The sequence below is a fragment of the Alkalihalobacillus sp. MEB130 genome (assembly GCF_032335535.1).
In the GTDB taxonomy this organism is placed as follows: Bacteria; Bacillota; Bacilli; order Bacillales; family Bacillaceae_D; genus Halalkalibacter.
In genome coordinates, this window is the sequence record NZ_JAOANA010000018.1 from 82,509 (window position 1) to 95,988 (window position 13,480).

The 13,480-nt window shown below is 36.7% G+C and carries 11 protein-coding genes and 1 riboswitch; of the genes, 8 read left to right on the top strand and 3 right to left on the bottom strand.

Annotation, left to right across the window (positions count from 1 at the left end):
• The first annotated feature begins 40 nt into the window (after nucleotides 1-40).
• The 5 genes from N0O92_RS17300 to N0O92_RS17320 all read left to right on the top strand — a co-directional run bounded on the left by N0O92_RS17300 (nucleotide 41) and on the right by N0O92_RS17320 (nucleotide 5,229).
• Nucleotides 41-1,114, top strand: coding sequence for an iron-siderophore ABC transporter substrate-binding protein (locus N0O92_RS17300; RefSeq protein WP_315615916.1), 1,074 nt, complete (start codon nucleotides 41-43; stop codon nucleotides 1,112-1,114).
• Nucleotides 1,115-2,149, top strand: a complete 1,035-nt coding sequence (locus N0O92_RS17305) for a FecCD family ABC transporter permease (protein WP_315615917.1) — start codon at nucleotides 1,115-1,117, stop codon at nucleotides 2,147-2,149.
• Nucleotides 2,146-3,177, top strand: coding sequence for a FecCD family ABC transporter permease (locus N0O92_RS17310; protein ID WP_315615918.1), 1,032 nt, complete (start codon nucleotides 2,146-2,148; stop codon nucleotides 3,175-3,177). Before N0O92_RS17305 ends, N0O92_RS17310 begins: the two co-directional genes overlap by 4 nt.
• Complete coding sequence (locus N0O92_RS17315) at nucleotides 3,177-3,992, top strand: ABC transporter ATP-binding protein (protein WP_315615919.1); 816 nt, start codon at nucleotides 3,177-3,179, stop codon at nucleotides 3,990-3,992. The genes N0O92_RS17310 and N0O92_RS17315 overlap by 1 nt, the downstream gene beginning before the upstream one ends.
• A 265-nt stretch (nucleotides 3,993-4,257) precedes the next feature.
• The gene (locus N0O92_RS17320; RefSeq protein WP_315615928.1) at nucleotides 4,258-5,229 is read left to right on the top strand and encodes an NAD(P)H-dependent flavin oxidoreductase; all 972 of its coding nucleotides are present in this window, start codon (nucleotides 4,258-4,260) and stop codon (nucleotides 5,227-5,229) included.
• Nucleotides 5,230-5,282: 53 nt separating this feature from the next.
• Here N0O92_RS17320 and N0O92_RS17325 read toward each other — a convergent pair whose 3' ends face one another.
• Together N0O92_RS17325 and N0O92_RS17330 are read right to left on the bottom strand one after the other, a co-directional pair.
• A complete protein-coding gene (locus N0O92_RS17325; protein WP_315615920.1) occupies nucleotides 5,283-6,599 on the bottom strand; it encodes a YheC/YheD family protein in 1,317 nt (438 codons plus the stop codon).
• A gap of 11 nt (nucleotides 6,600-6,610) precedes the next feature.
• Complete coding sequence (locus tag N0O92_RS17330) at nucleotides 6,611-7,204, bottom strand: SET domain-containing protein (protein ID WP_315615921.1); 594 nt, start codon at nucleotides 7,202-7,204, stop codon at nucleotides 6,611-6,613.
• A 279-nt stretch (nucleotides 7,205-7,483) separates the two neighbouring features.
• Between N0O92_RS17330 and N0O92_RS17335 the strand changes: the two genes are divergently transcribed.
• The 3 genes from N0O92_RS17335 (at nucleotide 7,484) to N0O92_RS17345 (ending at nucleotide 12,083) form a co-directional block, all read left to right on the top strand.
• The gene (locus N0O92_RS17335) at nucleotides 7,484-8,908 is read left to right on the top strand and encodes a L,D-transpeptidase family protein (RefSeq protein WP_315615922.1); all 1,425 of its coding nucleotides are present in this window, start codon (nucleotides 7,484-7,486) and stop codon (nucleotides 8,906-8,908) included.
• Between the two features lie 337 nt (nucleotides 8,909-9,245).
• A riboswitch (cyclic di-GMP riboswitch) is annotated at nucleotides 9,246-9,329 on the top strand.
• A 106-nt stretch (nucleotides 9,330-9,435) separates the two neighbouring features.
• The gene (locus tag N0O92_RS17340; protein ID WP_315615923.1) at nucleotides 9,436-10,452 is read left to right on the top strand and encodes a hypothetical protein; all 1,017 of its coding nucleotides are present in this window, start codon (nucleotides 9,436-9,438) and stop codon (nucleotides 10,450-10,452) included.
• Between the two features lie 581 nt (nucleotides 10,453-11,033).
• On the top strand, nucleotides 11,034-12,083 hold the full coding sequence (locus N0O92_RS17345) for a phospholipase D-like domain-containing protein (RefSeq protein ID WP_315615924.1): 1,050 nt from the start codon (nucleotides 11,034-11,036) through the stop codon (nucleotides 12,081-12,083).
• Between the two features lie 557 nt (nucleotides 12,084-12,640).
• Here N0O92_RS17345 and N0O92_RS17350 read toward each other — a convergent pair.
• Nucleotides 12,641-13,297, bottom strand: a complete 657-nt coding sequence (locus N0O92_RS17350) for a phosphotransferase family protein (protein ID WP_315615925.1) — start codon at nucleotides 13,295-13,297, stop codon at nucleotides 12,641-12,643.
• Between the last annotated feature and the right edge of the window lie 183 nt (nucleotides 13,298-13,480).

Here is a 13,480-nt window from a genome sequence, read left to right on the forward strand (position 1 = left end):
AATTATTCTCAAAATAAAAATGATAAGGTAGGTCACACAAATGAAGACAAAACGGAAAGTTTCATTACTTACAGCACTACTGGTTGCTATTCTTATGTTCGCACTGGTAGGTTGTTCCACCCAGCAATCAAATTCACAATCTGAACCAACTTCAACTGAAGACCCTAATACTGAGATAGCTGATACCGAAGTAACAACATCTGACTATCCGATCGTGATCAATCATGCATTGGGTGAAACGGTCATTGAGGAAAAACCTGAACGCGTTGTTACCATTTCATGGGCAAACCATGACGTTGTTCTTGCACTTGGTGTAGTGCCAGTTGGTTTCTCAGCTGCAAACTATGGAGTTCAAGATGATAGCGGCATGTTGCCTTGGACTGCTGAGAAATTAAAAAAGCTTAGTGCAGAACAACCAAATATTTTCCAAGATACGGACGGGTTAGATTTTGAAGCCATTTCAGATGCTAAACCAGATGTTATTCTTGCATCGTATTCTGGAATTACTCAAGAAGAATATGAAACGTTAAGTCAAATTGCCCCAGTTGTAGCATATGAAACTGGTCCTTGGGTCACTTCGTGGCGTGACCAAATTACACTAAACTCTATGGGAATGGGAATGGCAGAAGAAGGAAAACAACTTATCGCTGATACAGAGCAATTAATTGAAGATAAAGCAAATGAACATCCTGAAATTAAAGGAAAAAAAGCTGCATTTGCTATGATTAACGCAGCAGACTTATCTAAGTTTTACGTTTACACACCTGCAGATCCTCGTGGAGAGTTTCTTGGTGAGTTAGGAATGGAATACCCAGAAAGTATTATGAGTGAAATTGCTGACTCAAATAGTTTTTATATTGAATTAAGTGCTGAAAATGCAGATGCGCTAAATGATGTTGAAGTATTAATTTCATATGGAGATGAAAATTCGTTAACTGCCCTACAAGCTGACCCAATTCTTGGGAAAGTTCCAGCAATTGAAAGAGGATCTGTTGTTATTATTGGAGATAACACCCCACTTGCAGCAGCAGGAACTCCGAATCCACTTTCCATTCAATATTCAATTGATGAATACGTAACTCTAATCTCAGAAGCTGTTAGCAAGTTAGAGTAGATGATTCATCCATCCGTTTCCAAAAATAAGCAGTTACATCTTCCGAAAAACTTTATCAGAGTTTTTATACTCTCTCTAATTTTACTCGGTTTATGTGTATTGGCTTCTCTTGCCTTTGGCTCTCGTACCATTGGTTGGAACGAACTCATAATTGGTTTATTCCAACCAGATGTACAGACTCACGAAGCAAGTGTTGTTCGCCAAAGAATCGCTAGAACTGTATTTAGTTTTATGTGTGGTGCAGCATTAGGTGTTTCTGGGGCTCTAATGCAATCAGTCACACGCAATCCTATTGCAGATCCTAGCATATTGGGAGTTAACACAGGTGCCGCCCTATTCGTCGTTTGTGGCATTTCCTTTTTAAATATCAGTACTGCTAGTCAATATATTTGGCTTGCACTAGCGGGAGCCATCATAACTGCCATTTTTGTATTCGGAATTGGTTCAATGGGGAGTGGCGGTGCCACACCCCTTAAACTAGTTCTAGCAGGCGCTGCTACAAGTGCTGCATTATCCTCGCTTGTAATGGCCATTATGATTCCCCGCTCAAACGTTATGGATCAATTTAGATTTTGGCAGGTAGGTAGTGTTGGAGCAGGAAACTGGAGCTCGATCTCTATTTTTATTCCTTTTCTCATTGTAGGAATAGGAATCGCGATATTTACAGCTCCAGCACTAAATGCATTAGCATTAGGTGATGAAGCTGCTACAGGTTTAGGAGTACGTACTGGCACGCTTAGACTTATTGCTGCTTTTGGTGGCGTTCTATTGTGCGCTGTAACAACAGCACTAGCAGGTCCTATTGGTTTTATTGGCTTATTAGCAACCCACATGGTACGACTTTTGATTGGTCCTGATTTACGTTATATTATCCCGATGTCAGCTCTCTCAGGTGCCCTTATTTTAACAATCTCAGATATATGCGGCAGGCTTGTCGGTAGACCTGGTGAACTTGAAGTTGGTGTAGTAACAGCATTTATTGGGGCTCCCATTTTAATCTTACTAACTATGAAAGCGAAAATGCGATCGTTATGATAAAGGAAACCGTCAATCTAATTATAGTAGGTAGAACAAAAAGGCGTCGTCGCTATCTGTTTGTCACAACATTGCTAGCCATCATTGCTGTTGCACTATGCTGTGCGATACTTATGTTAGGAAATACAATGTACCCGGTTCAGGATGTCATACGTGTTTTGTTAGGTGAGGAAGTACAAGGGGCATCATTTGCAGTCGGCACCATTCGATTTCCGAGAATGGTGGCAGGTGTTTTTGCTGGATTCGCTTTCGGAGTTGCGGGAACCGTATTTCAGACTATGTTACGAAATCCTTTAGCAAACCCTAATGTCATCGGAATAACAGCTGGTTCAAGTGTAGCAGCTGTTTTTTGTATCATTGTTCTTCAGGCAAGTAATACGGTTGTTTCAATTGCTTCTGTTGTTGGTGGACTGGCTACAGTGTTTATTATTTTTCTCTTATCAAAAGGACACTCTTTCTCAATAGGGAGATTAATATTAATAGGAATTGGAATTCAAGCCATGCTGAACGCTGTCATTTCCTATCTATTAATGATTGGTCAGCAACATGATATTCCTACTGCCATGAGATGGCTAAGTGGTAGTCTAAATGGAGCGAAGATGGAGACTCTTTATCCGCTTATTGTGATTGTTCTTATTTGTACACCCATCATTATATTACTGGGCAAACGATTAGATATATTAGAGCTTGGAGAGCAAGCAGCAACTTCACTTGGAGTGGATACGAATAAGACAAGACTAATACTTATTATTAGTTCTGTCCTTATTATTGCATTAGCTACCGCAACAACAGGACCAATTGCATTTGTCGCATTTCTTTCTGGACCTATCGCCAAAAGACTAGTTGGTGTTGGGTTTTCAACTATTATTCCAGCGGGTCTTGTTGGGATCATTTTAGTTTTAGCATCCGATCTTATTGGCCAATTTGCATTCGTTACTAGATATCCTGTAGGCGTCATTACAGGTATTCTTGGTGCGCCTTACTTGATCTATTTGCTAATCCGAATGAATCGAAAGGGAGATTTATAATGAAACCGACACATATTTTTCAATCTGAAGGCATCACGGCAGGATACGATCATAAGACGATTCTTCATGATGTGAGTATTTCGATTCCAAGCAATCAAATAAGCATCATCATTGGAGCCAACGGTTGTGGAAAATCGACACTTCTAAAAACGATGGCTAGGCTTATTAAACCTACTTCTGGTCAAGTTACCCTAGACGGAAAATCGATCCATAAAATTCCACCAAAAAAATTGGCTCGTGTGTTAGGGCTTTTGCCACAATCGCCTATTGTCCCTGAAGGTATAACGGTTGCTGATTTAGTTGGAAGAGGAAGATTTCCACACCAAACGTTTTTAAAAGGTTGGACAAAAAAAGATTATGAGGCAGTTGCTGAGGCAATGGAAATGATGAAAATCACGGAATTTGCTGAGCAAAATATTGATGAACTTTCAGGTGGTCAAAGACAGCGTGTATGGATTGCAATGGCTCTGGCGCAGCAAACAGACATCTTATTTCTGGATGAACCAACAACCTATTTAGATATTACCTATCAAGTTGAAATTCTAGACCTGCTAACCGATCTTAATCGAAAACACGGAACAACCATCGTCATGGTTCTACATGACATCAACTTGTCCGCCCGTTACGCAGACCATATTTTTGCCCTTTATAAAGGAAAGCTTATTGCAGAAGGAGAACCATCGAAGGTCATTACAAGCAAACTAATTGAAGATATTTTTGGTCTTCATTGCACGGTCATCAAAGATCCCGTTTCTGGCTCTCCTTCTGTTGTACCGATTGGGCGATATCATAATACGTTGAGAATGTACTCTTAAAGTTTTAGACTCATACCCTTGCACAAGCCGTTGACAGTCCTCACAGGACAAATATTTCTCGCGGCTTATGCAAGGGTAGAGATAATTAACTCCGAACAATCACAACATGGTCAGTCTTTACACAACCATTAAGCCATCTCCTCACACTTCAATGCATCTTTCTTCTATCAACTTCTAAAGTGAAAGTTAATTAGGTCACAGCTTTTCATAACCAAAGTTGCTACTCTTTATAGAGATTACGAGAATTTGTTACTTAATAAATGTGATGAAATGGGGTATTTTATTGAGCTCTCCACAATTGAAAATAGGTCATATGTTGCCAAAGGTTCCGATCATTCAAGGTGGTATGGGAGTAGGAATTTCGTTAAGTAGGCTCGCATCTGCTGTTGCGAACGCTGGCGGAATTGGGATCATATCAGGAACTGGGATTACCGTCGATGAAATGCGATCCCATATTAGGAAAGCGAAGGAATCTATTAAGGATTCGGGCTATATTGGTGTAAACGTTCTTTTCGCTATGAATGACTTTACTGAAAAAATGAAAGCAGCAATTGAAGAAAAAGTTGACTTCATTATATCAGGCGCAGGAATTTCAAGAGATATGTATGCTTGGGGCAAAGAAGCTGGTATCCCCGTCATCTCCATTGTCTCTTCAGCGAAGCTTGCTAAGCTATCAGAACGTCTTGGTGCTTCTGCTGTTGTTGTTGAAGGCCATGAAGCCGGTGGACACCTTGGGACGGAAAGACCTTTATTCGATCTTTTGCCAGAAGTGGTGTCGGCGGTGGATATTCCCGTTATTGCTGCTGGCGGAATTATGACTGGGGAAGATCTCGCATATGTCTTAAGCATGGGAGCTTCCGGCGTACAGATGGGGACGAGGTTTGTTGCTAGTGAAGAATGTGATGCACCGTTATCATTTAAAGAAAAATATGTACATGCTCGGAAGGATGATACTCTCTTAATAAAAACAACTGTTGGTCTCCAGGGTCGTGCGATCAGTAATCATTTTACTGAACTTATTTCCGATAATAAAAAGGTAAAAATTAAGAAGTGCATGGATTGCTTAAAAAACTGTTCTTATCGTTTTTGTACATTAGATTCTTTGATTACTTCTATGAATGGAGATTGCGAGAATGGCCTCGTTTTTGCCGGAGCAAGAGTGCATGAAATTAAAGAGATTTTACCAGTTAAAACCATCATAAATAATATTATGAAAGAATATAAAGCTTGTATTTAACTTGATTGGTCGCGACCGATGAATCATAAAATAAGAGCTAGCACATTCAAATGCTAGCTCATAGCTTCTTTCTCTAAATACTTTATCACGCACTCTATAATCTGTTCATACATATCGTAGTCATCAAGATAAAGAGGAGACCAAAGTTGTTGGTATACATTGGCTTCAAAGACCCAAACCTTCCCACTTTCATCCAGCCCAAAATCGAAGCCAAAATCAATATACGGGCGTTCTATTGTATCTAATGCCCATGCAATGTCATTTCCAATTTTTATCATCTCTTTTTTCTTTTTTGCTATTTGCTTTGGGGTATAATCAAACTGCATTTTAAGCATCTCTTCAAGTGTTCGTCCATTCGTTTCAACTAACGTATGAATGGTAAACCCTCCAACCGCACCTAACCAACCTAAAATCCCCTTACATTCCCACTTTTCCTCTACAGTCTTTGTGAAAATTAAACGATAATCAATTTTTCGATTTTCATACATTTTTAAAGAGACAAATTGCTGAATAATATAATCTTCCTGATGTTTCTCCAGGAATTCAACCATTTCATCATTAGATATAGAGAAAGAGTCATATGTTAAGTTTTTTGTAATGTGATAGTGATCTTTTTCCTTTGTAATGAGGTAGATCCCATATCCCAATTTCTTTTTTGTATGCTTTAAAATTACCTTATCATACTTTCCTAGTAGATCATCTAACTTGCTTTTGGTAATCTCATTGGTTGTTTCAGGCAGGTGTTTTGCTATTTTATAATGGTCTTTTAGCATTTCCCAAAATTCATATTTAGTAAAACGATAGGAATTTACTATCTTTCCTTTCATTTTCTTTTCTAACTCCTCTGTTACGGATACCTTACGATAAATCACTCCCGGTAAAGGAAAAACCTTCTCCTCCCAAGTAGATGTAGATTCGTTATAGACAAACCCTTTTACTTCTTCTTTTTCGTAATCTATTTGATCGGTAGCAAACGCATAAATGACTCCGCCTATCTTTTGCATCATTTGTGCATAGGCTTCATACCGTTTTTTCTTTTCTTCATTAGAAAAACGTTTTTTTAAATATCGTGTTTTATGACTGTACAGTAGTCCTATTAACGGCCCAATGAGTACGTTACCATCTTTATATTGGCAGTTATAACGATAGCAAGGATCAATCATTAATTTCTCCATGCTACTTTGATCCAGCTCAATCACGTCCTTAGATACCTTTTTCGTTATAGACATGGTTGCTTCATATTGACGATTTCCATAACAAATGTCGATTTTCTTCCTTCTCTTATTTATCCCTATCTTCTCAGCTAAAACAGGATGGATTCTCAAAGATCGGCTCGATGACTTTATCGACTTTACAGTAATAAACGACATAATATCTTCCCCTATTGTTTGTCTTCAAAGTAAAGAGATTTTATGGAGTCAATCACTTCTTTCTTTTCTGCAGCAAGTTTCATTTTCTTTTTATACGAGGTGGGAATAAGAAAACCAAGTGGTTGTTCCACTTTGTCAACAAATTGATAAGCCTCTAAGAGCAATTGGTCCCATTCTTTGTAATTCTCGAGTAAGTCGTCCTTACATACGTAAGTTCTCTCCACTCCTTCTTCAGGTAGACAGGCAAATGGCTCCTCTAAATTCAAACAACCATACTCGTCCGTTAACTGCGTCCCTGGTTCAATATCTTTAATGGCAATTTCCGAATCATAAGGCGTACTTATACAATTCGCTTTGAAACTATGATTTACATATTGTCCTATATCCCAGCTCAGAATGTATCTTCCTTTATGATCTCGATACGAATATTTTTTCACCTGATTTTGTCTTTGATTATCAAGGCTCTCCACGAAGGAAGGATCGAGCACTTGGTCTAGATCATCTAGTGCCCAGACTATAGTTCCCTTTGGTATGAACTTTGTTGCAAACACTCCAAACCCTATTTCATCATTTACATAGCGAAGCTCAGTATCGGGATGAATCATGACGGACCTCTCCTTTGATTTTATTTCTGATCATTATATGTAGTCCTGTTTTTTCCGTTCAGCTAAATACTCATAAACCAATATATTTGCCTCTAGGTCAATAGTGGATTTATTTTAAAAAAATCAGGAGAAAAGCTGAGCTAAGAAATGTAATAGAAAATGAATAATAAACTTCTTCAACTAACAAATTGCGACAAAATTCATTCTTTCCATCTAGTAAAATTGGAGTAAAGGCTTTTAGTTTAAAGTCTAATTATGTTAGGTTTGGGGGAATATTGTATGAGTGATCCCGTAGAAAAACCAGTTGAAGAGTATAACCCTTCACAGAAAACTCAATGGTTTAAAAATTGGAAGTATATTATAGCAATAACGATCTTTCTGATTGGGCTTATTATTTTGACACTAAGCTTTTATCAGAGAACCCACTTTAATGCAAATGTCACCATTAACGGCATTGAAGTAGGTGGGCTGACAGCTGATCAAACTCTAGAAAAGTTGCAATCCTCTCTTTTAAACAACCATATCTATATCGAAGACCAACTAATTTTAGCAGGAACAGAAACTCCGATGAACTTTTCAGAAATGGACTTGTCAGAAATTAAAGAAATGGTAAAAGATCAATGGACACTTTTCCCTTCATCTGAAGCAAAAGCCTATTACTTACATCCAAGTAACATGGATTCATATCGCAGCGAAGATCTGAGAAATGAGCTAGAACTAGCACTCACTTCCTTAAATGAAAATTTAGAGGAACCAATAGATGCTAAGGCGCACATAGAAAATGGCGAAATTATGATTTCTGAAAGCATGAGTGGTGAACAATATGATGTTCACGGCATTTTGGAGGAATTTGACAAGCATGAGTATACTAGTGAAGTTTTCCTAAATTCACTGTTCCTACATCCCATCAAAGAAGACAGTCAAGTTGTACAAAGCCAAGTAGAAAAACTGCAAGAATTACTTTCACACACCGTTGAGTATCAGTTACAAGATCAAGTCTTTTCATTACAGGCTAAAGAACTTATTGTAAATGCCTCTTTGTCAGAAGAAATGGATGTATTGATTCATTCAGATACGATTCTTGAAAAAATTTCTGAGATTAATGACTCTCACTCAACCTTAGGCAAAGACTTCTCTTTTAAAACACACTCAGGTCAAGATATTTCGGTTAAAGGAGAAGGGTATGGTTGGGCACTTAATATTGAAAGAGAAACAACCGCGATCCAAGAAGCTTTTCAAACTGGAGAAGGATTTGTTTCTGCTTCTAATATTTATGGGAATGGCTGGGATGGAGAAGGCTACGGCTATGAAACAACTTCAAACTATGGCATCGGTACGACTTATGCTGAAGTATCCATTGCCGAACAACGGATGTGGATTTACAAAGAAGGACAATTAGTCTTAACTACCAATGTCGTTACTGGTAACCGAAGTACACAACAAGATACATTAAAAGGGGTATGGTACATTCTCTTTAAACGGACACCCTACACACTCACAGGTGATGATTACGCCATTGATGTAGATTATTGGGCACCCTTTACAAACAGCGGTCAAGGATTCCACGACGCAAGCTGGCGAAGCAACTGGTCAAGCAATGCGTACCACAATGCAGGATCAAATGGCTGCGTTAACGTTCCACCTGATGTAATGAAAAAGGTATATAACTATCTGAGTGCCTACGATCCAGTTGTTATTTATTAGATAGTAGAAAACAGGAAATCGTTGTGATTTCCTGTTTTTTTGTTTCGATCCCATTTTTTAACTTAATATACTTTCTATGTTGAAGGTGAATTACTTTCCATAGGCTTTATTTGCATATTATCAGAGACCTTCAATTTACTTATACTTTGTTTAAATGAGCTTTTCGGTTCTTTTTATCTACTACAAGGTCGAGACTTTATACTTAGCAATATCGAAAAATTTGTTGCTATTTGTCGATTGAAATAAATTCCTTTTTCTTTTCCCTGAACCTATAATAAATCTGTAGGTAATTATACACAGGTAATTAACGTGGCCACGAAACTTATCCATGTATAGGACTTTTTAGGTAAGCTATGATATATAATCTCTATTTGGACACTTTGATTATATGGAGCTAGTAGTGTAACCGGACCTCTATCTAGGGGTGCTATGAAAGATAGCCTTTATATGGACACTTGGGCTATTTGGAGCTAGTAGTGTAACCGACCCTCTTATTTAAACATTTTATTTAAGAGGAGAAATGAGAAATGAACAAACAAAAAATCGGAACAATAATTTTAACTAGTTCTTTAGTTTTAGGAATGAGCACTGGAGTAATGGCAAAAGGACCATCCAAAACACCAGCATCCGTCTCGAATCCTGTAGTCCAAGAAGACGGAAGAAATACAAATGGACTAGAAACAGCTCAAATTACCTTTTCTCCTATTACTGGATACTTTGGTACATCAAAAATAGTCTTTGGTGAAGTGATCATTGATGGGGCTCGCGATGATTTAGCTAATCTGTTTATCACAGTAGGTGGAAAAGAGATTACTAACGTATGGGCTATTCCGGGTCAAACCAATACTTATGGATTCTCAACTTCTGTTTCATTAGATAGCCATTCTTTGACAAATGTTGAAGTAAAAGCCGAAACTAAGTTTCATAATGGACAAAAGGCTGGACTAGTTCATAGTAACAACAGTTCAACAGTTGATGTTGATGTTTGGGCTACAATTACTAAATACTCCGTAGATTATGGTTCAGAAAGCCCTAACTTCGTTTGGGATGCAGAAACTGGAACGTATGAACTATCATTTGATATTGTAAAAGCGTTGAGTAATGGCGAGACAGAGAAGGAAGAAATTACTTTAACAGGCTTGATACCTAATAGTACATTGAATTACACTTCTGATGAACTAAGTGATGAAAACTTCTTTGGTGAGTCTGTTACATTAATTAACTCTATCTCCGTTCCTGCTGCACCATCTGCACCTGTAGCTGAAAATGTAGTTGTAACAAGTATAAGCGATCTCACTCTTGCTCTAGAGGCTCAAGGACAAAATCAATTTAAAGTGATTGCAACTTATACACTAAATTATTCTGATGGTACATCTAAGAAAGTTGTTTCTACAACTTTAGACGGTGGAAACATCGCAAACCCAACAACCCAAAACCAAAATTCATCTACTAGAGAATATACTATTGGTGGGATTGTATATGAAGTGACTGTCACTTACGATTCAGTTACTAAAACGAACATTGTTAATGGAATAAAAAAGTAATTTAATACAAAAAAGTTGATCTGTTCATCTAAATAACAGGTCAGCTTTTTTATTTTTTGTATACACTTTATGATTTTTGATTTCAACTGTTCTTTCATCTAAATACAAAAAGTCTCTAAGCTTAAACATGAGAACGCCCCCTAATGTCAATTCACTTTTACATATTATAACATTTCATGGAATTAAGGGATTACTTTGGTATAGGTTGACTCAATAAATAATAATGAAGGTGTACATCTTCTGAATTGTAAATACCTATTTACAAACCATGGGTTTTCTCTAGTTGCATTTCCTCAACTGGGATTGCTCGCTAATATTTATAGTATGTGATAAAATTTTTCATAGTTTTTTAAGAATGTACCTTTGAAGTGACATCTCCATGTCGAAAATATACTCAGTTGCTGTTGCTTTTGGATTACCTATATCGTGAAACATGGAAATAAATGTAACATTATAATAGCCGAAACTAACAATAAACCATTATAATTAATTTAAGCAATATCACTCCCTAAAATGGATGTAAAGGTAGGTTAGAAATATTTATGATACTTAGGATTCCTATAAGAGAAGCAGAGTTTGTTATGGCGCAAGGTGAACTAACATATCAAGAAGTTCTAGATGATTTTATTAATACCGACTATGTGTTCATTCTTACTTATAATATCTCTGCGAGAAAAACTAATTTAATCAATACTTTAGAAACATTACCTTCAACGACCACTGTAGATATTATTACAAATATACCTAATAGGTTTGAAACGTATTATGGTAACGCTAGAAATAGAGCTAGAGAAGTTATAAATGTATATCTGAATAAGCTGGATCCTGAAAATTTTGATTCTATATTCAGTACTCATTTCAATTTTAAAAATCATGCCAAGATTATTATGACTAATAATATAGTATTTATTGGTTCGTCTAACTTCTCGGATGAATCAGCAAATAACATTGAATGCGGAATTATTTCTCGTGATACCGACTTTATTTGTACCCTTAAAAATTCTATAGTTCCACGCTTAAAAGACAACTCTGAAGAATATTATTCTAACGACTCTATAAATAAACTAAGAATCGAGTACAAGTTTAATTACTATTTATTATCCAGTATAATTGAAGAGGTCCGAATGTCATGCCATAGTGTTTATGACGAACGAGGGATATACCATGAATTTCTGGATTTAATGAATAGTTATCACTTCGCTGAAAACCTTGATAAGCTAACATCAACAATGGATGACTTTGAAAGTATTTGTTATAGAATAATGCATCAACTTGAAGAATTAGGAATTGAAACTGAGGACATTAATCAAATTGTTGAGGATCTTAGAACGGAAGAAATCTGCTTAATGTATTCTACTGATACAAGTATTGATGAATTCTTATCGTTTAATAATCAGGAGTATGCGATGGAATATATTAATGAGAATGAACATTCTGCTGACTTCGATGATGTAGATGAATTCCGTGCTTCAGCTTCTCAAATAGCTCATGAAAAAGAAAGCGAACTGGCAGAATTAGCAGAGACTGATGTCAAAAAATTATTGGAAGAATTAGATGAACTAAAAGATAAAGCGGAAAACTTATTATCTTTATTCCTGCAAAACATAAATGAAAATATTGATAATACTTAATACATCTAGCACAACTTTCTCAGTTGTGTTTTTCTAATGTTATGCAAAAGTACATTACTTTTGATCTGCCAAAGCTTGAGCTTTTTTCGGGTCTTCCTTTGCCATAGTTAATTTTAAATATCCTAAAATAAGTGGAAACTGCTTCTCCAACAATCGCCAGATTTGAAATTAAATCAAATGAAGTAAAAAAAGCAGTTAAACAATTAGAATTTTTACTAAGTGAAAACAATAGGATATTTTTAGAATGTGATCCGGACAGTATACGTGCCAATGATGCATTATCACCTACAGCAAATATTTGGAGAGAAAAATGTAGGAATATATTAATCCATAAGTATAAACAAAAGGGCTATCTTTAATAAGAAAGCCCTCTATTGTAAAACCTCATCTACTCGTGGTACGGTTCGGTTCAGGGCAATTCTGTAGTAAAGAAGCGTCGATATTTGTTTGCAGTAAAATTAAAGGAGGGAGAGCTCACTGATATTCGTTAGGACACTCCCCCATTCTAGCGGCACTAATTACATGTAGGTAATCTTGTATCATGTCTCTGGTGATGTTCATTTCATAAGATATAAATCAGCCAGTGTCTTCTTAAGTTCTAGAAACGTTTCGCTGTCAACCACATCTGTTGGAACAGGCGTAAACTGGACCAAATAAACAGTTCTTGCAACATCATACAGAACATTTCCACGGCATACATTCATAAAATCTATAACAATTGGGTATCCGTTCGATAATAAGATATTGCCTGGATGAAAATCACCATGACAAAGTGTATCCCCATCTTCCAATCCATCCAAAATATCTAATATACCCTCTCCTATCATTATGTTAGCCGAGGGCGCTTTTAATAGATTGGATCTTAAAAATTCTTTATACTCTGGTACATTGTTAACTCTGTTCTGTACAACAGTCTTATGCAACCTTGCCATATAACCCGCACATCCTTGGAGATCACCTGTCCTCAGAACCCAATCCAAAAGAGATTCCCCCTCCACTCTTTCATAGATAATTCCTACTCTCTCTTCACAGTCAATTATTTCGTATGCTCTCGGCTTTGCGAAACTCATATTATTGATCGACTTCACATTGAGAAACTCCCGCTCTACTGCACTTTTTGGATAGCCCTTGACGAAGAGTTTGAGAACTTTGCCTTTTTCCCATTCGTATACAGTTGCCGTATTGCCTTCACCTAACACTTTCCCATATTTCATATGTACACCACCTTTTTACTCAATTTTTTTGTTTCAATATTGATGAAATACATTGATGTAACCGTCAAGTAGAATTAAACAATTTACCACAATTAATTTTAAACAGTTAATCACAATTAAGATTCAACAGGTGAGATATCAAACAACGCTTTTCTATATTTCATTCGAATACTGTCTGCTTCC